Genomic DNA, 20,392 nt, shown 5'->3' with positions numbered 1-20,392 from the left:
GATCTGGTCGTATGCTTTTGCTTCGCCGCCGAATTTCTTCGACAGGACGGTAGCGATTGCTGCGGTCAGCGTGGTCTTGCCGTGGTCAACGTGACCGATGGTGCCGACGTTGACGTGCGGCTTGGTCCGCTCGAATTTACCTTTTGCCATTTTGATCTTCCTTTAAAAGAACGATTTATTTATTTAGTTATTGTAGCCGCGGCGGACACCCGCCGCGGCCGATACTTCAATTACTTGGCTTTTGCGGTCACGATTGCATCGATGACGTGCTTCGGCGCTTCCGAGTAGTGCTTGAATTCCATCGTGTAGGTTGCACGGCCCTGGGTCGCCGAACGCAGCGAGGTCGAGTAACCAAACATTTCCGACAGAGGCACTTCGGCTTTGATGATCTTGCCGCCGCCGCCTGGGATTTCGTCCATGCCCTGCACCATACCGCGACGCGACGACAGGTCGCCCATCACGTTACCGGCGTAGTCTTCCGGCGTTTCCACTTCCACCGACATCATCGGCTCCAGGATGACTGGCGATGCTTTACGGCAGCCGTCCTTGAATGCCATCGAACCGGCCATACGGAACGCGTTCTCGTTCGAGTCGACGTCGTGGTACGAACCGAAGGTGACGGTGACCTTGACGTCGACGACTGGGTAACCAGCCAGCACGCCGTTGGTCAGGGTTTCGCGCACACCTTTTTCGACCGCAGGGATGTATTCGCGAGGAATCACACCGCCCTTGATGGCGTCGACGAACTCGAAGCCCTTGCCCGGTTCTTGCGGTTCGATGGTCAGGACTGCGTGACCGTACTGGCCGCGACCGCCCGACTGCTTGACGAACTTGCCTTCGACATCGGTGACTGCCTTGCGGATGGTTTCGCGGTAGGCAACCTGTGGCTTGCCGACGGTTGCTTCGACGTTGAATTCACGCTTCATGCGGTCGACGATAATTTCCAGGTGCAGCTCGCCCATACCACCGATGATGGTCTGGCCCGATTCTTCATCGGTACGCACGCGGAACGACGGATCTTCCTGTGCCAGGCGGTTCAGCGCCAGGCCCATTTTTTCCTGGTCGGCCTTGGTCTTCGGCTCGACGGCCTGCTGGATGACCGGCTCAGGGAAGACCATTTTCTCCAGGGTGATCACAGCCGTTGGATCGCACAGGGTTTCGCCCGTGGTCGCATCCTTCAGGCCGACCGCTGCGGCGATGTCGCCGGCACGGACTTCCTTGATTTCTTCGCGCTGGTTCGCGTGCATCTGCAGGATGCGGCCCAGGCGTTCCTTCTTGCCCTTGATCGGGTTGTAGACGGTGTCGCCCGAATTGACCATGCCCGAGTAGACGCGGAAGAAGATCAGCTGGCCGACGAACGGGTCGGTCATGATCTTGAATGCCAGCGCAGCGAATTTCTCGTTGTCGTCGGCCTTGCGGGTGATCGGCTGGTCATCTTCATCGGTACCCGAGACTGGCGGGATGTCGATTGGCGATGGCAGGTATTCGACCACGGCGTCGAGCATGGCTTGCACGCCCTTGTTCTTGAACGCGGTGCCGCACATCATCGGGACGATTTCCGATGCGATGGTACGCTGGCGCAGGGCGGCCTTGATCTCTTCTTCCGAGAGTTCGCCTTCTTCCAGGTACTTGTTCATCAGCTCTTCCGACGCTTCAGCGGCGGTTTCGACCAGCTTTTCGCGCCATTCGTTGGCTTGGTCGACCAGTTCCGCAGGGATGTCGCGGTAGTCGAACTTCATGCCTTGCGAAGCGTCGTCCCAGATGATCGCTTTCATCTTGACCAGGTCGACCACGCCCAGGAAGTTCTCTTCCGCGCCGATCGGGATCTGCAGAGGGATCGGGTTGGCCTTCAGGCGCGCGCGCATCTGGTCGTAGACCTTGAAGAAGTTCGCACCGGTACGGTCCATCTTGTTGACGAAGGCCAGACGTGGGACTTTGTACTTGTTAGCCTGGCGCCACACGGTTTCCGACTGTGGCTGCACGCCGCCGACTGCGCAGTAAACCATGCAGGCGCCGTCGAGCACGCGCATCGAGCGTTCGACTTCAATGGTGAAGTCGACGTGGCCCGGGGTGTCGATGATGTTGATGTGGTGCGGCTCGAAGTTACCGGCCATACCTTTCCAGAAGCAGGTCGTCGCTGCCGAGGTAATGGTAATGCCGCGTTCCTGCTCCTGCTCCATCCAGTCCATCGTCGCCGCGCCATCGTGCACTTCGCCGATCTTGTGGTTCACGCCCGTGTAGAACAGGACGCGTTCGGTGGTGGTGGTCTTACCAGCATCGATGTGAGCGGAAATACCGATATTGCGGTAGCGCTCAATGGGGGTCTTGCGTGCCATAATTTTTCCTAAATCTTTGAATGGACAAAACCGGGCGGCATCTTGGTGATCAAAATGTGCCCGGCCTGAACAACAGATACTGCAGGGCCGCACTTCCGTAGAAGATTGGCCAATTTTTTAGAAGCGGAAGTGCGAGAACGCTTTGTTGGCTTCAGCCATACGGTGCACTTCGTCACGACGCTTCATCGCGCCGCCGCGCATTTCTGCGGCTTCCATCAGTTCACCACCCAGGCGTTGTGGCATGGATTTTTCGCTGCGCTTGTTTGCGGCTTCGCGCAACCAACGCATGGACAGCGCCATACGACGAACTGGACGAACTTCAACTGGCACCTGGTAGTTGGCGCCGCCGACGCGGCGGGACTTCACTTCCACCATTGGCTTGGCGTTGTTGATCGCAGCTGCGAACACTTCCAGCGGGTCCTTGCCCGATTTGGTCTGGATGTATTCGAACGCACCGTAGATGATGTTTTCTGCGACCGATTTTTTACCGGACAGCATCAGGACGTTGACAAACTTGGCGACATCGGTGTTACCGAATTTTGGATCCGGCAGGATATCGCGCTTGGGTACTTCACGACGACGTGGCATTTCAATTCCTTCCTATCTTCAGTTGAGTGCTTTTTCAGCACTCGCGAAAGACCCTCATGATCTTTCACTTACTCGGCCTCGCGGCCGGCTCAACTTAACTTTTCAATGTGACCTGTCGATGACAGGGCCGCAGGATTACTTCTTGGCGCCGGCCTTGGCGCGCTTTGCACCGTACTTCGAGCGAGCTTGCTTACGGTCTTTCACGCCCTGGGTATCCAGTGCGCCGCGGACCATGTGGTAACGCACACCTGGCAAATCCTTGACACGACCGCCGCGCAGCAGGACAACGCTGTGCTCTTGCAGGTTGTGGCCTTCACCGCCGATGTACGAAATGACTTCGAAACCGTTGGTCAGGCGAACTTTGGCGACTTTACGCAGAGCCGAGTTAGGCTTCTTCGGGGTCGTGGTGTACACACGGGTGCAAACACCGCGCTTTTGCGGGCAGTTTTCAAGTGCCGGCGACTTGCTCTTCACAACCGCAGCAACGCGCGGCTTGCGAATCAGTTGATTGATGGTTGGCATCGTTCCTAATCCAACAAAGTACTACAGTTGATGACCCGAACCGCGCAAAGGCGACCCGGGGACTGAAACCTAGTCCCGTTAAGACTGACAGCGGAGGCGACGAAAGCCACTCACCGAAAAGGAGCGGCTGCGAGAGCGTATACGATTGCCAGAATAAATCGAGAACTCGCGAGTATAGACTTCCCGCAAACTGAGGTCAACCGGTTTACTGGCGACGACGGGGGACGACCGGTCGAAAGCGCCGGTAAACGCCGTGGTGTGTGGTAGTCCTGACACAAGCGCCGATGCCTGGCAGAAGTGCCTTGCACGGCAGGAATAGCCTTTCCGGCGATAAAGATCGGATAATAGCCGACTTTCCTCTGCCGCCACTGCTCATCCCTGCTCATGCGTTTGCCTGTACGCCCGCCGCTGCGTTTGCCGCTGTGTTTGCCATTCTCTCCGGCGACCCTGTACCTCGTGCTTACGTATGCGGTGCTGTCGGCGATCCCCTTCTTCCCTCTGCTGCTGGGCTTGCCAGTCACGCGGCCGCTGCAGGTGCTCGGCGTCGAAGTCATCGCCTGGATCGCGGCCTGGGCCCTGTTCAAGCGCCCGGCCTGGTTCCATCCGCTGCTGCTGCCGGCCTTCCTGGCGCTGCCCACCGAGCTCTACTTATATACCTACTACGGCCAGGGCATCTCGACCCACCACCTCGGCATCATGGCCGAGACCGGCCCATTGGAGGCCATGGAATTCCTGGGTTCCAAGGCCTGGCTGCTGGTGGCGGTGCTGCTGGGCGTGCTGGCCTGGTGGGGCAGCAGCTGGCGTGCCGCCTTGCGCACCCGTGCGCTCGACTGGCGAGATGGTTCGCGCTGGGTGGTGCTGGGCGTGCTGGGGCTGGCGCTTGCCGTGTTTGCCTACGAAAAGCAGGTTGGCGTGGCGCCGGAACCGAAGCCTGCCGTTGCCTCCGCCGCGCGGGTACACCTGGCCGCCGCCGCCAGGCCAGCCGCATCGGCTACCGCGTCGGCTTCGGCTGATGCTTCAGCCGCCTCCTGGAGCGCGCCGCGCTTGCCGGGCTGGGCCAGGTTGCCGGTCGAGCTGGACGCCTTTGCCCGCTCCTGGCCCTTCGGCCTGGTGGCGCGCGGCGTCGACTTCTATAAAGAGCGCCAGTACCTGGCCGATCTGAACCGGCGCAGCGCCGCCTTCCGCTTCGACGCACGCCAGGCCGACCCGGCCAACGCCCCGGACGTGCTGGTGATGGTGCTGGGCGAATCGGCGCGCTACGACCGCTGGAGCATCAACGGCTACACGCGCGAGACCAATCCGCTGCTGGCGAAAGAAGAGAACCTGGTGCCGCTGCAGGACCTGATTACCTCGGTATCGGCCACGCGCCTGTCGGTGCCGGTCATCATTTCGCGTAAACCCGCGATGCAAAGCCTGAAGGACGGCTTTACCGAAAAATCCTTCCTCACCGCCTTCAAGGAAGCCGGTTATAAAACGTACTGGCTGTCGAACCAGATCTCCTTCGGCAAGTTCGACACGCCGGTGTCGGTGTTCGCCAAGGAAGCCGACACCGTCGAGTTCCTGAACCTGGGCGGCTTCACCACGCGCTCGAACCTTGACGAAGTGCTGTTCAACCCGCTGGCGCGGGCCTTGCAGGACCCGGCGCCGAAGAAGCTGATCGTGCTGCACACCCTGGGCAGCCACTGGAACTACGCGCACCGCTATCCGGCGCAATTCGACAAGTGGACGCCCTCGCTGCGCGGCGTCGACAAGCCGGTGGTCACCGACGACGCCATCGAGCCAATGATGAGCAATAGTTACGACAATTCGATCCTGTACACGGACTGGTTCCTGAGCCAGGTGATCGCCAGGCTGAAATCGCCCGAGAAGGCGGCGGCCCTGATGTATGTAGCCGACCACGGCCAGACCCTGTACGACAAGTCCTGCGACCTGGCCTTCCATGGCCATAACACGCAATACGAATTCCACGTGCCGGCCTTTGTCTGGTATTCGGATGTGTATGCCGCGCTCTATCCGGCCAAGGTGGCGCAGCTGAAGGGGCACCGCAAGGCGCGGCTGTCGACCGAGAACGTGTTCCATACGCTGGTGGACCTGGGCGACATCCGCTATCCGGGCGAGCGCCTGGAATGGAGCATCGCCAGCCCGCAGTGGAAGCGCCACAAGCGCTATGTCGACAGCTATGGCTGGACCGACTACGACAACGCGCGCATGCGCGGCGATTGCCGCGAGGTGATCGACAAGGGGACGCCGCTGCCGAGGAAGTGACACGCGGCGGATTCGTGTAGGGTGGGCACTTGTGCCCACGCGTGACGCTGGCACAGCCAACACTGCTCATCGTTCACGCGTGGGCACAGGGGCGCCCACCCTACGCCGGTGAATTCAACACATGCGCACCCGCCTCGGGCTGGCCTAGATACGACTCCAGCCAGGCCGCCACCTTCTGCGCCTTGCCTTCGATCTCCGCGCCAAAGCCCTGCGTCGCCAGCAGCGCGATGCCGTTCGTCTGCGCCAGCACGCCCGGCGCCAGCACCAGCTCGCCCTGCGCGTCACGCCCCAGGCACAAGGCCTCGAATCGATGCTCCAGCAATGAGGCCAGCACCAGGTTGTGCGACGACACCACCACCCGCGCCCGCGCCGCCAGCGTGTCGAGCACCGCCGCGCTCGACGCCACAGACTCCACGTGGTTGGTGCCCCGGAAGATCTCGTCGATCAGGCAGATGCCCGGATGCGGCCCCTCGGCCGCGGCAATCAGCTCCTTCGCCCGGCGCAGCTCGGCCATGTACAGGCTCTGGCCGTCGAGCAGCGAATCCTCGTTCTGCATGCTGGCATACACCGGCAGCGCCGGCAGCCGTGCGCGGCGCGCATGGCAGAAGCCAAAGGCGCGCGCCACTACCAGGTTCAGGCCCAGCATGCGCAGGAAGGTGCTCTTGCCGGAACCGTTCGGCCCAGAAATAAAGGCCCCCTTCTCTTCCAGCGCCACCGACAGCGCGGCCGGAGACGCCAGCAGCGGATGCACGCCGGCCTCGATCTCGATCGCCCCGCCGCTGCGCTCGGCCCAGCACCACGCCGGTGACGCGAGCAGCGTGCGCGCCAGCGCCAGGTCGGCCTCGGGCTCGGCGCAGGCCAGATAGCACCCAATCAGGAAATCGCGCTCCGCGAACACGATGGCTTGGGTACGGTAATAGTGCTTGACGTTGGAGAGCATGAACCAGTCGCCATAGGCCCCACCGTCCTGGCTCATGCGCGCGAACATCGAGCGCGCCAGGCTGCGGCTGAGCTTTGCTGCCTGCTGCGCGCCATCGCGCAGTGACGCCGGGGCTGCAAGGTCGCGCGTACCGACGGCACTGCTGGCCAGCAGCAGCATCTGCAGCGTGTTCAGCGCCCGCTTCCAGGCCTCGACGCGCTCGTGGTAGCGCATTTGCCCGGCGATCAGCAGATACAGCACGCCGGCCGTGGCCAGCCAGGACAGCGGCGTGAGGATAACGCCGGCAACCGACGCCAGCAGCGCCAGCGGCAGCAGCCAGGTCCAGCGCAGCCAGGCCGGCGGCGCGGACGCCTTCCCTTCGAACAGCAAAGCCGCCGTTTCAGTGTCGGCATCGCGCAAAGGGCGCAGCGCCGCCTCGAGTTGCGTGCGCCGCGCCGGATCGGCCATCAGCGCGCGCAGGCGTTCGGCCTGGTCCGCGCATTGCGCATCGTTCGCGCCGCCGCGCAGTCTCCGGTACAGGGCCTGCTTGCCGAAGATGCTCACGCCGCCGCCCAGGCGCTCGTGGTAGCGCGGCAGCAGCAGGTCGTTCCAGGTCTGGTCGTCGAGCGCGGCCTCACCCGTGGGCGCTACCCGGTGCAGCTGGGCGATGTCGCTGTCGGCAAACGGATAGTCGATCGGGGCCGCGTCCGGCCAGGCAAGCAGGCTGCGCGCGCCCCTCCTGAACGAGTCGAACAGCGTGGCGGCAAAGGCGGTCATGGTCGGTTCCAGGGAAAGTGGGGAAGTATTCCTGTCCCCATCTGTGGACAAGTTGACAAAAATCAACAGCGAGCGGACTCATCCAATGTTCGTTCCCCCACATACTGCCGCGCGCGTCTCTGGCACGATGAACCGACCAATACTCACACGACGACATCGACACGAAAGGACGGCACGATGAAACGCGCACTCGCGGCTCCCCTGATGGGCCTGGCCATTTCGGCCGCCTATGCCCAGCAAGGCGACGGCACCCAGTTCTCCACCAACATCAACATCTGGAAGCCGAACAAGGTCGAGCCGACGACGGAACGCATCCGCGCCATCAAGGCGCCGGGCGGCTTCAGCGTTACGCCCTTTGCCACCGGCCTGAAGAACGCGCGCATCATCGCGGTGGCGCCGAACGGCGACGTGTATGTGAGCCGGCGCGACCAGGGCGACGTGCTGCTGCTGAAGGATGCGAATGGCGATGGCCGTGCCGATGGTGCGCCGGTCACGGTGGCCAACCGCGCCGGCGCCCACGGCCTGGCGATCCGCGACAACAAGCTGTACCTGATTACTGCCAAGGAGCTGTTCGTCGCCGACATCCAGTCCGACGGGCGCCTGGGCGAGCTGAAGATGCTGATCGGCGATTTGCCCGACGCCGGCCAGCACGCCAACCGCACGATCGCCTTCGGCCCGGACGGCATGCTGTACATCAGCGTCGGCAGCACCTGCAATGCCTGCAACGAGAGCAATCCGGAAAACGCCACCCTGCTGCGCGCCTCCCCGGACGGCAAGCAGCGCAGCATCTTCGCCAGCGGCCTGCGCAACCTGATCGGCTATGCCTGGCATCCGCAGACTGGCGAACTGTGGGGCTTCGACCACGGCATTGACTTCCTGGGCGATAACCAGCAGCAGGAAGAGCTGAACAAGATCGAGATGGGCAAGCAGTACGGCTGGCCTCACGTCTTCGGCAACAACGAGGTCTACCCGCAAAGTACGCCGCAGGGCGAGATCAGCAAGGAAGAATGGAAGAAGCGCAGCACGCCGATGGTGCTGGGCTACACCGCGCACGCGGCGCCGATGCAGTTCGTCTTCGCCGACAAGAGCGCCTTCCCGGCGCAGTACCGCGGCGACGCCTTCGCGACCATGCGCGGCTCGTGGAACCGCAATCCGGCTTCCGGCTACGAGATCGTGCGCGTGCGCTTCGAGAATGGGCAGCCGAAAGGTGTCGAGCCGTTCGTCACCGGCTTCCTGACGGATGGCGGCAAGACGCACATCGCGCGGCCCGTCGGGCTGGCGTTTGCCAAGGATGGGGCGCTGCTGATGGCGGACGATGCGAACGGGGTGATCTATCGCGTGGCCTATACCGGGTCCGGGGCTTCGGCGCCGAGCGGTGCGGCTGCGGTGCCGCCCGCCGGGCCGATGGAGCAGCAGGCGAACAAGGGGAATGGCGTGCCGCTGGCGAACAAGCGGGCGGAGACGCAGGCGTCGGGGTCGGTGACGGTGACGTCGTCCAGCTTCCGCAGTGGCGGCATGATGGACCAGAAGTACAGCGAGTACGCCGATGGCGTGTCGCCGGCGCTGGCGTGGAAGGCGGTGCCGGGGGCGAAGTCGTACGCGATCATTGCGGAGGACCCGGATTCGAAACCGGTGGCGCCGTTCGTGCATTGGCTGGCGTGGAATATTCCGGCGAATGTCACCAGTTTGCCGGAGGGCGTGCAGGAGCAGCCGCGGCTGACCGATCCGGATGGGGTGCTGCAAGGGCGGAACACGCGCGGATCGGTGGGGTATTACGGGCCGAAGCCGCCGGTGGGCGAGGCGGCGCATCCGTATCACTTCCAGGTATATGCGCTGGACGCGATGCTGGAGGTGCCGTTCGGGTCGGACCGGGATACGCTGCTCAAGGCGATGCATGGGCATGTGATGGGCAAGGGCGAGATCGTCGGGAAGTATGGGCAGAAGCAGAAGCCGCAGAAGTGATGTCGTGATGGGGTTGTAAAAGCCCCATTGCGAATGTCGTGGGGCTGTTGCCTGTGCCGTTATTGGTTTGCTCGATCCGCGTGGGCACGAGTGCCCACGCGGATTCAACACACCGATAACATCACAGGCGACAGCCCCATTACCGCCCGTACACCACGCGGACACGCCCGTGTCCGCGAACGACCGCCGCCCCCGCCGCGGACACCCCGGACACGTCCGCCCGCACCCTCACTCCATGAAAAATCAATGACTTAACCCCTGGCACGGATCGTGCAATAACGACTGCATACAACGTCGTCAAAACGCACACACCATGATCCGCGATACCTCCCACCAGGACGCCGCCGTCACCGCGCCCCCGTCCCACAAACTCAAGCGCCCTGCGTTGTTCGTCGGCGCAGCCGTCGTGCTGGCGGCAACCGCCGCCCTGCTCTTTTCCAACTGGAGCAGCGCCGGCCACTCCGTCAGCGCCAGCCGCCTGCGCATTGCCGAAGTCGGCCGCGGCACCCTGTTGCGCGATGCCTCGGTCAACGGCCGCGTGGTCGCAGCCGTCAGCCCGACGCTGTTCGCCACCGCCCCCGCCATCGTCAACCTGCAGGTCGCCGCCGGCGACACGGTCAAGAAGGGCGACATCCTCGCCGTGCTCGAATCCCCCGATCTGTCCGACGCCCTCAAGCGCGAGCAATCCACCTACGAGCAGCTGAAAGCCGAAGTCGCGCGCCAGCAGATCCTCTCGCGCAAACAAAAGCTGCTGGCCCAGCGCGAAGCCGACACCGCCGAGATCGACCGCCTGTCCGCCCAGCGCACCCTGGAACGCTACGACAGCGTCGGCCAGGTCGGCATCATCGCCAAGATCGACTATCAAAAGGCCAAGGACGCCCTGAACTCGGCCCAGATCCGCGCGCGCCACGCCAGCCAGGCCGCCAACCTGGAAGGCGACGACGTCGCCCTGGCGATCCGCACCAAGGCCAACGAGCTGGAACGCGCGCGCCTGTCGATGGCGAACGCCCAGCGCCGCGTCGACGAACTTACCGTACGCGCGCCGGTCGACGGATTCATCGGCACCCTGAACGTCCAGAACCGCATGGTGGTGGCCGCCAACGCGCCGCTGATGACCCTGGTCGACTTGTCGCGCCTGGAAGTCGAGATCGAGGTCCCGGAAACCTATGTCTCCGACCTCGGCCTGGGCATGAACGCCGAGATCACCCTGCCCGCCGGCAGCGCCACCGGCAAGCTGACCGCGCTGTCGCCGGAAGTGGTGAAGAACCAGGTGCTGGCGCGGGTGCGCTTCGACGGCGCGCAACCGAAGGGCCTGCGCCAGAGCCAGCGCGTGTCGGCGCGCCTGCTGATCGAGGAAAAGCCGAACGTGGTGATGGTGCAGCGCGGCCCCTTCGTGGAAAACGAAGGCGGACGCTTCGCCTACGTGGTGCGCGATGGCGCCGCGGTGCGCACCCCGATCCGGATCGGCGCGACCAGCATGTCTGCGGTCGAGATCGTGTCCGGCCTGAAGCCGGGCGACCAGGTTGTAGTCTCGGGCACCGACGCTTTCAAGAACGCCGCACGCGTCACCATCAACTGACAACAACGAATAACCCGAAAGGACATCCCATGCTGCGCATGACCAAGCTCTCCAAGGTGTACCGCACCCACATGATCGAGACCCACGCCCTGCGCGGCTTCGAGATCGACGTCAAGCAGGGCGAGTTCGTCACCGTGACCGGCCCTTCCGGCTCGGGCAAGACCAGCTTCCTGAACATCGCCGGCCTGCTCGAGGAATTCACTTCCGGCGAATACATCCTCGACGGCGTGAACGTGAAAGGGCTGGACGACGCCGCGCGCTCGCGCCTGCGCAACGAAAAGCTCGGCTTCATTTTCCAGGGATTTAACCTGATCCCCGACCTGAATTTGTTCGACAACGTCGACGTGCCGCTGCGCTACCGCGGCTTCAATGCGCGCGAACGCAAGGAACGCATCGAGGATGCGCTGGCAAAAGTCGGCCTGGCCTCGCGCATGAAGCACTACCCGGCCGAACTGTCCGGCGGCCAGCAGCAGCGCGTGGCGATCGCACGCGCGCTGGCCGGTTCGCCCAAGCTGCTGCTGGCCGACGAACCGACCGGCAACCTGGATACGCAGATGGCGCGCGGCGTGATGGAACTGCTGGAAGAGATCAACGCTGCCGGCACCACCATCCTGATGGTGACCCACGACCCCGAGCTGGCGGTGCGCACCCACCGCAACGTCCACATCATCGACGGCCAGGTGTCCGACCTGGTGCGGCACGCGCCCTCGCTGGTGGATGCCGCGGCCGCATCGACCAGCGCGACTGCATAAGGAAGCGCCATGTTTGCCTACTACTTCAAGCTCGGCCTGCGCAATCTGCGCCGCAACCCGGCCCTCACCGCGCTGATGGTGCTGATCCTGGCCGTCGGCGTGGCGGCCAGCGTCTCCACGCTCGCCATCCTGCACGTGATGTCGGGCGACCCGATCCCCGGCAAGAGCGAACGCCTGTTCGTGCCCTTCGTCGACAACGGCCAGCCCGAGGAAGGCGCCACCTACGACCAACCCGAAGACATGCAGCTGTCCTACCAGGACGCGATGAACCTGCTGCGCAAGCATCCGGCCGAGCGCGCCACCGCCATGTTCGGCACCGGCATGCCGGTCGAGCCGCCGCGCAAGGACATCCCGGCTTTCCAGGCCTACGGCCTGGCGCCGACGCGCGACTTCTTCGCCATGTTCGAGGTTCCCTTCCTGCACGGCCAGCCCTGGAGCGCGGACGACGAAACGCGCGGCGCGAACGTCGTCGTACTCAATCGCACGGTGGCCGAAAAACTCTATGGCGACGCCAACCCGGTCGGCCAGCGCCTGGTCATGAAGGGCGAGCCCTTCACCGTGGTCGGCGTGCTGGGCGACTGGAACCCGATGCCGCGCTACTACAAGCTGATCGGCAGCGGCCCGGCCACCGGCGAGGAATTCATGATCCCGCTGGCCACCGCCGTGCGCAAGGAACTCACGCCCTACGGCAGCGTCAATTGCAGCCAGACCCGCGATCCGGGTTACGCCAGCCTGCTGGCCTCGGAATGCACCTGGGTCCAGGCCTGGTTCGAGACCCGCTCGGGCGCTGATCGCGCCGAGCTGCAATCCTTCCTCGACAACTACGCCAATGAGCAGCGCAAGCTCGGCCGCCTGAAGCGCAATGCGCCGAACCGCCTGTACGACGTGATGGAATGGATGGAACAGCGCAAGGTGGTCGGCAACGACACCCGGCTGTCGGCCTGGCTCGCCTTCGGCTTCCTGGTCCTGTGCCTGGTGAACACCGTCGGCCTGCTGCTGGCGAAGTTCTCGGCGCGCGCATCCGAAGTGGGCATCCGCCGCGCGCTGGGCGCCTCGCGCCGCGAGATCTTCCAGCAGTTCCTGATCGAGACCGGGGTGATCGGCCTGGCCGGCGGCCTGCTCGGCCTGCTGCTCGCCTTTGGCGCGCTGGCGCTGATCGGCATGCAGAGCCGCAGCATGGCGGCCATGGCGCGCATGGACTGGGAGATGCTGGGTATGACCTTCGTGATCTCGATCTGCGCCGCCCTGGTGGCCGGCCTGCTGCCGACCTGGCGCGCCTGCCAGGTGACGCCGGCCATGCAGCTTAAATCCCAGTGAGCACAATGAACGCCACCCCATAACGAGAGACCGACCATGGAAATCCGACCCATCCTGTCCGCGCTGTTGCGCAACAAGACCGGCCCGCTGCTGGTGGCGATGCAGGTCGCCCTCAGCCTGGCCATCCTGGCGAACGCCCTGCACATCGTGAGCGAGCGGCGCGAGGTGGCCGCCCGGCCCTCGGGCCTGCTGGACGAAGCTTCGACCTTTTATTTTTCGGTGCGTAACCTGAACCAGGACACCCCGGAGCAGATGCTGGCCACCATCAAGCGCGAGCTGGAGGTGCTGCGCGCGGTGCCCGGCGTGGTGTCGGTGGCGCAGGTGTCGCAGATGCCGATGTCGCAAAGCGGCGGCACCACCAGCGTCGCCGCCGACTATCGCCAGCAGCGCGAGAGCGGCTATGCCTCGACCTATTTCAGCGGCGATTCGCTGGTCAAGACCTTCGGCCTCAAGCTCGTCGAGGGACGCGACTTCCTGCCGCAGGAAGTCCCCGAGGTGAACGAGCAGACCAATGCCGAGGTGCCGAAACTGGTCATCCTCACCAAGCCGCTGGCCGACAAGCTGTGGCCGGGCGCCTCGGCCGTCGGCAAGACCATGTACTTCGGCACCGGCGACGGCGCCACCGGCGCCCAGGTGGTGGGCGTGGTCGAGCGCCTGATGAGCGCCCACGCCGAGCTGAGCGACACCGGCATCTCTTCGCTGATCATGCCGGCGCGCCAGTACGGGGGAGGCGGCGCCATGTACGCGCTGCGCAGCGAAGCCGGCCAGCGCGACCGCGTGATGCAGGAAGCCGAACAGGCGCTGCGCAAGTCCTCGGCCACGCCCATGATCCTGCGCATCAAGACCGTCGAGGACGACCGCAAGGACCGCTACCGCGCCGACACCGCGCTGTCGTGGATGCTGGTCACGGTCAGCGTGCTGCTGCTCCTGATCACCTGCAGCGGCATCGTCGGCATGGCCAGCCTGTGGGTCAACCAGCGCCGCAAGCAGATCGGCGTGCGGCGCGCGCTCGGCGCCCGCAAACTCGACATCCTGCGCTACTTCATCCTCGAGAACGTGATGATCACCAGCGCCGGCGTGCTGGGCGGCGTGCTGCTGGGCGTGGGCCTGAATGCGCTGCTGGTGTCGCGGCTGGAGATGTCGCGCCTGCCGCTGCCCTACCTGGTGGCCGGCGCCGTCGTGTTCTGGGCGATCGGCATCCTGTCGGCCTATGGGCCGGCCTGGCGCGCGGCCGGCATCTCGCCGGCGCTGGCCACCCGCAGCACATGAGCGCAGCACCTGAAGGCAGTGCTATGCTGGCGCCCATGCCCACTGTACTCATCATTGACGACAACGCCGCCGTCGGCGTCGCCCTCGACGTGCTGTTTTCGCTGCACGACATCGCGGCGCTGCACGCGGCCTCGCCCGAGGAGGGGCTGGCGCTGCTGGCGCGCGAGCCTGTCGACCTGGTGATCCAGGACATGAACTTCACGGCCGACACCACCTCGGGCGAGGAAGGCGTGGCCCTGTTCCGCGAGATCCGCGCGCGCCATCCGGACCTGCCGGTGATCCTGCTCACCGCCTGGACCCATCTCGATGCGGCGGTCGACCTGGTGAAAGCCGGCGCCGCCGATTACCTGCCCAAGCCCTGGAACGACGAGCGCCTGCTGGCCACGGTGACCAACCTGGTCGAACTCGGGCAAGCGAACCGCGCGCTGGCGCAGCGCGTGGGACGCGAACGGCGCGAGCGGCGCGAGCTGGAACAGCAATACGATTTGCGCGGCCTGGTCTGGGCCGATCCGGCCACCGAGCGCGTGCTGCAGCTGGCCTGCCAGGTGGCGCGCGCCGACGTGCCGGTGCTGATCACCGGCCCGAACGGCACCGGCAAGGAGCGCATCGCCGAGATCATCCAGGCCAACTCGCAAGTGAAGGATGGCCCCTTCGTGGTGCTCAACTGCGGCGCCCTGCCCTCGGAACTGATCGAGGCCGAATTGTTCGGCGCCGACGCCGGCGCCTACACCGGAGCTTCCAAAGCGCGCGAAGGCAAGTTCGAGGCGGCCGACGGCGGCACCCTGTTCCTCGACGAGATCGGCAATTTGCCGCTGGCCGGGCAAATGAAGCTGCTGCGCGTGCTGGAGACCGGCCGCTTCGAGCGCCTCGGATCGAACCGCGAGCGGCAAGTGAAGGTGCGCGTGGTCAGCGCCACGAATGCCGACCTGGCGGCGATGATCCGCGCCGGGACCTTCCGCGAAGACCTGTTCTACCGCCTGAACGTGATCGAGCTGCGCCTGCCGCCGCTGGCGGCGCGCCCGGGCGACATCCTGCCGCTGGCCGCCAGCTTCCTGGCGCCGGGCAAGCAGCTGGAGCGCGGCGCGGAAAGCGCGCTGCTGGCCCACGCCTGGCCCGGCAACGTGCGCGAACTGAAGAACGTGATGGCGCGCGCCACCCTGCTGGCCCAGGGCGAACTGATACGCGTGGCCGACCTCGGCCTGCCGGCGGCTACGGTGGCCGCGTCGCCGGCGCTGGAAGCGGAACCCGACCGCGACGCCATCGCCGCCGCCCTGGCGCGCGCCGGCGGCGTGGTGTCGCAGGCGGCCGCCGAACTCGGCCTGTCGCGCCAGGCCCTGTACCGGCGCATGGAACGCCTCGGCATCGGGCGCGGCGCCTGATTCGGCCGGCAAGCGATGCGCCTGTCCCTCGTCACCCGCTTTTCCGCCCTGGTCGGCACCTTGCTTGCGCTGGGCATCGTGCTGGCCCTGGCGCTGGATTACTTCCTGCCGGGCCGCCCGCTGCTGGTGTTCGTGCTCTGCCTGGCCTGCGTGGTGCCGCTCTCCATCATCACGGTACGCGCCCAGATGCAGCCCATCCTGTCGCTGTTCCGCGCACTGGAGGGCACGGTCAGCAGCTACCGCGACGCCGACTTTTCCTTCAGCCTGCACTGGCCCCAGAACGACGAGCTGGCCGACCTGGTCGCCTCGCACAATGCCCTCGGCGACGTGCTGCGCGAGCAGCGCCGCGACCTGGTGCAGCGCGAACTGCTGCTCGACACCATGGTGCAGAACACGCCGGTGGCGATGCTGCTGGCGGCCGACCTGCCGCAGCGTCCGGGCACGGTGGTGTATGCCAACCTGGCGGCGCGCCAGCTGCTGGCCGATGGCCGCAAGCTCGAAGGCCACCGCCTCGGCGACCTGCTCGACAGCGCCGCCCCGGCCTTGCGCGAAGCGCTGGCGCGCGGCGGCGACGGTCTGTTCACGGCCGGGGAAGGCGAGGACGAAGAGGTGTACCACCTGGCGCGCAGCCACTTCAGCCTGAACGGGCGCAGGCACGAACTGCTGCTGCTGCGCCACCTGACGGCCGAACTGCGGCGCCAGGAAGTGCAGACCTGGAAAAAGGTGATCCGCGTGATCAGCCACGAAATCAACAACTCGCTGGCGCCGCTCGCCTCGCTGGCCCGCTCCGGCGCGGAACTGGTGCGGCGCGGCCAGACCGAGCGCCTGCCGATGATCCTGGACACCATCGGCGAACGCACGCGCCACCTGGAAAGCTTCATCCTCGGCTACGCGCGCTTTGCCAAGCTGCCCGCGCCGCGCATCGACGCCTGCGCCTGGCCCGAACTGGTGGCGCATCTGCAGGCCCAGGTGCCGTTCCGCGTGGTGGGCGGCCTGCCCGAGGAGCCGGCCCGTTTCGACCGCGCCCAGATGGAGCAGGCCCTGCTCAACCTGCTGAAGAATGCCCATGAATCGGGCTCGCCGCCGGACGCCGTGGAACTGCAGGTGCGGCGCGGCCAGGACCTGCTGCGCATCGACGTCGCCGACCGCGGCAGCGGCATGAACGAGGCGGTGCTGACCAACGCCCTGGTGCCCTTTTATTCCACCAAGCGCAGCGGCACAGGCCTGGGCCTGGCGCTAGTGCGCGAAATCGCCGAAGCCCACGGCGGACGCGTGCTGCTGGCCAACCGCGAAGGCGGCGGGCTGGCGGTGACCATGATCCTTCCCACCTGAACCATTCACACGGAGCCGCCGCATGCTGAAGATTGTTGGAAAAGCCAGCTCGATCAACGTCCGCAAGGTGCTCTGGACTTGCGCCGAACTCGGCCTGCCTTTCGAACGCGAGGAATGGAACGACGCGGCGCATGCCGCACTGAACCCGAACCGCATGGTGCCGGTGCTGGTCGATGGCGACCTGGCACTGTGGGAATCGAACACGATCTGCCGCTACCTGTGCACGCAGTACGATGGCGAAGCGCTGCTGCCGCGCGAGGCCGAACCGCGCGCGCAGGTCGAACAGTGGATGGACTGGCAGGCCACGGAACTGAACACCGCCTGGCGCTACGCCTTCATGGCGCTGGTGCGCCAGAGTCCCGCCCACGCCGACGCCGCGCAGATCGACGCCAGCAGCGCCAGCTGGAACCGCCATATGGGCATCCTCGACGCCCGGCTGGGCCAGACCGGCGCTTACATAGCCGGCCCCGATTTCACGCTGGCCGACATCGTGCTCGGATTATCCGCCAACCGCTGGCTGATGACGCCGATGGCGCGCCCCGATTATCCGCACGTCGCGGCCTGGCTCGGGAAACTCGAAGCGCGTGCAGCCTGCCGCCTGTACGGCCGCAACGGCACGCCCTGAAACGGACAAACGCGGTGCTCTGGTAAGATCGGCCTTCACCGCCGATCCCTGCACCATGTCCAAGCCGCCTCCCTTCGATCCCCGTTTCGCCCAGCCAGGCCACCCGCCCGCCACCATCACCGAGTTCGGGGGTGTGCGCTCGCTGCATCTCGGTACCTCCTGGGAACAGGGCGCGATGCGTATTGCACGTCCGGATGCAATCGAGCTCGAATACGTGCAGATGATGATGGCCTGGCTGCTGTTCCTGGATGCGCCGCGCCACATCGTGCAGCTGGGCCTGGGCAGCGCGGCGCTGACCAAGTTCTGCCACCGCCGCTTGCCTGAGGCACGGGTGACGGCGGCCGAACTGAATCCGAACGTGATCGCCATCTGCCGCGCGCTGTTCGAGCTGCCGCCGAACGACGCGCGCCTGGATGTGCGCGAGATGAACGCCCTCGACTTCGTGCTCGACCCGGCCAACCACGGCAAGGTGGACGTATTGCAGGTGGATCTCTACGACGAGGAAGCGCGCGGCCCGGTGCTCGACACGCCGGAGTTCTACCAGGCCTGCGTCGACTGCCTGGCGCCGAACGGCATCATGACCACGAATGTGTTCGGCGACTTCGCCAGCTACGACAGGAACCTGGACGCGATGCGCGAGGTGTTCGACGCCGTGGTCTGGCTGCCCGAGGTGCACGACGCGAACATCGTGGTGATCGCCTTCAAGGATGCGCCGCAGATCGATTTCGCCGTGCTCTACGAGCGCGCCGGCGAGATCAAGCGGCGCTACAACCTGCCGGCAAAGGACTGGGTGAATGGCCTGAAGGAGTGGATGCGCGACCAGGCCGAGTAGTTGCCAAGTCCAGGCCGCGCGCCTGGAGCCTTATTGGCATTGCGCCGGCAGCGCCTTCGGCGCGATTCCCTCGCCGCTGCAGCTCCACGACACCTTCCCCTCCTTGTCGACCGACGGCTCGAACACCAGCACGCCGGCGCCCTCTTTCGTCTCGATGCTGGTCAGCACGCGCAGCACGGCGTTCTGCGGATCGATTGCGATCTCGCGCACCTGGCCGCCCGGATTGGCCGCGATGCCGGCCTGGGCCAGCGTCGGGATGCGGCCATGCTCGGCCAGGTAGCTTTCGACCTTGGCGCTGGCCTGCTGGCCGGTGGCGTAGGCGCCCATCACGACCGCCTTTTGCGTGTACTCCTGATAGGCCGGGATGGCGACCGCCGCCAGGATGCCGGCAACGGCCACCAGCGCAATCAGTCCACCGAGGCTGCCGGCAGCGGCGCCACCCAGGCGCGGTACGAACAGCGCCAGCAGGGTGGCCAGGAAATGGCGGCGCGGCTGCCGGGGTTCCTGGCCTGCGGCCAGGGCGCGTATCGCAGCCATGCGCTTGACCAGCCACGGGTAGTCGCCCACCAGCTCATGGAAGGACATCCAGAAGCCCTCGGTGTCGCGCGACTGCGCGATGAAGGCGCTGTTGTTCATGGTGCGCCAGCGCTTGCCGCCGGCGGCCAGGGCGGCCATGCCGAATTCGGCGTTCACCGGCTGCTCGCAGGCCGCCAGGCCGTGGCGGTCGCAGGTGTACTCGCGGGCGCGCGAATAGGCCGCACCGATCAGCGGCAGCACCGAGGCCGGCAGCAGCACGGTGCCCCAGCTCAGGTGCTTGCGCTTGATGTGGCCGATCTCGTGGCCGATGTAGAAATTCAGGGCATCCGGGTTGTCGTGCAGGCCGTCGACCACGTCCGAGTACAGCACCAGGAAGTCGCGTCCCAGGAAGCGGGTGGCAAAGGCATTCAGCGAACCGCCCATCTGCAGCAGGTAGGCGTCGGGCACCCGCTCCTGGCCGAGCTTGGCGCAACAGGCGTTGATCTGCGCGTCGAGATCGGGGAACTGGTCGGCGGTGATGCGTACGGCATTGCCCTTGATGTAGGAAATCAGGGCAGACTGCGCAAAGCAGTAAAACAGGAAGAACATCACCGCATACCCGACCACTGCCCCGCCCATGCCGGCCACCAGGCCGGCCCAGACGATCAGCGACAACACCAGCATCACAACGAACAGCGAGCGTTCGTTCTTGTACACCAAATCCATTCGATCCCCTTCGATTGTCTGATTATTATTACAACCTGGCAACTTTACAGTATTGCAAAGTAGAAATAAACAACTGGAAGTAGGAGGTGTTGTCGCTTAGATACAAGCTATTCGTGAAGACGCGTTTTGGAACAGCCTGATTATTTTTTAACCAGCCTGATCAAGGTTCTGCCATTCGCCATGGTCTCGAACGGGACGATGCGAAACACCGCTTCGTCGCGCGACAAGGGCTGGACTGCAGGCACCGGCACGAAGTCGCCATTCGCGCGGCTGTGGCGCACATAGCGCACGACCCGTCCCTGCGCCATGAAGGCCAGCGACATCTCGCCATCGTCCATGGATTCGAAGGGCACGGTGCGTTGGCACTCGTCGGCCTGCACGCCCAGCACGCCGCAGGCCCGTGCGCGCGACGTGTAGGGTTCGAAAATGACTACCCGGTCCCACTCGAAACGCGTGGCGTCGGCCAGGCGCAACGTGGCCGGCTTGTCCGCGCGGACCAGGCGCCCGATCGCCACGCTGGTATCGGATGCATCGGAACAGGCCGCGACGGCGAACGCGGTGGCCACGAACAGGACGGGGATGGAGCGCATGCAGGGGCTTTTGTGTTGACGGACAAGCAATGTAGCCTTGTTGCCCGGTAAAGACAAATACAGGCTGTGTTTGTTTCCGCACCGAACGCAGTCCTGCCCCGTCTTA

The 20,392-nt window shown here is 65.2% G+C and carries 17 protein-coding genes; 10 read left to right on the top strand and 7 right to left on the bottom strand.

From position 1 onward, the window contains the following. The 4 genes from QWL29_RS16735 to rpsL all read right to left on the bottom strand — a co-directional run. Positions 1-150, bottom strand: a 150-nt coding sequence (locus QWL29_RS16735) for a GTP-binding protein (RefSeq protein ID WP_017455025.1), incomplete at its 3' end; no start/stop codon positions are given. Positions 151-230: 80 nt separating this feature from the next. Continuing rightward, complete coding sequence (fusA, locus tag QWL29_RS16730) at positions 231-2,336, bottom strand: elongation factor G (protein ID WP_305824009.1); 2,106 nt, start codon at positions 2,334-2,336, stop codon at positions 231-233. 117 nt (positions 2,337-2,453) lie between these two features. After that, positions 2,454-2,924: a 30S ribosomal protein S7 gene (gene rpsG / locus QWL29_RS16725; RefSeq protein WP_305824008.1), complete on the bottom strand. Its 471-nt coding sequence runs from the start codon at positions 2,922-2,924 to the stop codon at positions 2,454-2,456. Positions 2,925-3,059: 135 nt separating this feature from the next. Next, positions 3,060-3,446 (bottom strand): 30S ribosomal protein S12, encoded by a 387-nt coding sequence (gene rpsL / locus QWL29_RS16720; protein WP_056336781.1) that lies wholly within the window; start codon positions 3,444-3,446, stop codon positions 3,060-3,062. Positions 3,447-3,872: 426 nt separating this feature from the next. Between rpsL and QWL29_RS16715 the strand changes: the two genes are divergently transcribed. After that, positions 3,873-5,711, top strand: a complete 1,839-nt coding sequence (locus QWL29_RS16715) for a phosphoethanolamine transferase (protein ID WP_305824007.1) — start codon at positions 3,873-3,875, stop codon at positions 5,709-5,711. Positions 5,712-5,811: 100 nt separating this feature from the next. On the opposite strand, the gene QWL29_RS16710 is transcribed toward QWL29_RS16715, so the two are convergent. Next, a complete protein-coding gene (locus tag QWL29_RS16710; RefSeq protein ID WP_305824006.1) occupies positions 5,812-7,407 on the bottom strand; it encodes a MutS-related protein in 1,596 nt (531 codons plus the stop codon). A gap of 177 nt (positions 7,408-7,584) precedes the next feature. On the opposite strand from QWL29_RS16710, the gene QWL29_RS16705 reads away from it, so the two are divergent. From QWL29_RS16705 to QWL29_RS16665, 9 genes are all read left to right on the top strand, one after another. Then, complete coding sequence (locus QWL29_RS16705; RefSeq protein ID WP_305824005.1) at positions 7,585-9,369, top strand: YbhB/YbcL family Raf kinase inhibitor-like protein; 1,785 nt, start codon at positions 7,585-7,587, stop codon at positions 9,367-9,369. A gap of 313 nt (positions 9,370-9,682) precedes the next feature. After that, positions 9,683-10,948 carry an efflux RND transporter periplasmic adaptor subunit gene (locus tag QWL29_RS16700; protein WP_305824004.1) on the top strand — a complete coding sequence of 422 codons (1,266 nt, stop codon included), beginning with the start codon at positions 9,683-9,685 and terminating at the stop codon, positions 10,946-10,948. A 29-nt stretch (positions 10,949-10,977) separates the two neighbouring features. Next, positions 10,978-11,700, top strand: coding sequence for an ABC transporter ATP-binding protein (locus QWL29_RS16695; protein ID WP_305824003.1), 723 nt, complete (start codon positions 10,978-10,980; stop codon positions 11,698-11,700). Between the two features lie 9 nt (positions 11,701-11,709). Next, positions 11,710-13,017, top strand: coding sequence for an ABC transporter permease (locus QWL29_RS16690; protein WP_305824002.1), 1,308 nt, complete (start codon positions 11,710-11,712; stop codon positions 13,015-13,017). Between the two features lie 36 nt (positions 13,018-13,053). Continuing rightward, entirely contained in the window at positions 13,054-14,286 is a 1,233-nt protein-coding gene (locus QWL29_RS16685) for an ABC transporter permease (RefSeq protein WP_305824001.1), read from the top strand. A gap of 35 nt (positions 14,287-14,321) precedes the next feature. Further along, positions 14,322-15,665: a sigma-54-dependent transcriptional regulator gene (locus QWL29_RS16680; protein ID WP_305824000.1), complete on the top strand. Its 1,344-nt coding sequence runs from the start codon at positions 14,322-14,324 to the stop codon at positions 15,663-15,665. A gap of 15 nt (positions 15,666-15,680) precedes the next feature. After that, on the top strand, positions 15,681-16,997 hold the full coding sequence (locus QWL29_RS16675; protein ID WP_305823999.1) for a sensor histidine kinase: 1,317 nt from the start codon (positions 15,681-15,683) through the stop codon (positions 16,995-16,997). 22 nt (positions 16,998-17,019) lie between these two features. After that, the gene (locus QWL29_RS16670) at positions 17,020-17,622 is read left to right on the top strand and encodes a glutathione S-transferase family protein (protein WP_305823998.1); all 603 of its coding nucleotides are present in this window, start codon (positions 17,020-17,022) and stop codon (positions 17,620-17,622) included. 55 nt (positions 17,623-17,677) lie between these two features. Continuing rightward, positions 17,678-18,454 carry a spermine/spermidine synthase domain-containing protein gene (locus tag QWL29_RS16665; protein WP_305823997.1) on the top strand — a complete coding sequence of 259 codons (777 nt, stop codon included), beginning with the start codon at positions 17,678-17,680 and terminating at the stop codon, positions 18,452-18,454. A gap of 30 nt (positions 18,455-18,484) precedes the next feature. Here the strand turns inward: QWL29_RS16665 and QWL29_RS16660 are convergent, their stop codons facing one another. Beyond that, positions 18,485-19,696 carry a M48 family metalloprotease gene (locus QWL29_RS16660; RefSeq protein ID WP_305823996.1) on the bottom strand — a complete coding sequence of 404 codons (1,212 nt, stop codon included), beginning with the start codon at positions 19,694-19,696 and terminating at the stop codon, positions 18,485-18,487. Positions 19,697-19,836: 140 nt separating this feature from the next. Continuing rightward, the gene (locus tag QWL29_RS16655; protein ID WP_305823995.1) at positions 19,837-20,286 is read right to left on the bottom strand and encodes a hypothetical protein; all 450 of its coding nucleotides are present in this window, start codon (positions 20,284-20,286) and stop codon (positions 19,837-19,839) included. Positions 20,287-20,392: the final 106 nt, after the last annotated feature.

This window comes from Massilia brevitalea, assembly GCF_030711405.1.
In the GTDB taxonomy this organism is placed as follows: Bacteria; Pseudomonadota; Gammaproteobacteria; order Burkholderiales; family Burkholderiaceae_D; genus Telluria; species Telluria brevitalea.
The sequence above is the reverse complement of the archived record's forward strand: the minus strand, read 5'-3'. Positions and strand labels throughout refer to the sequence as shown.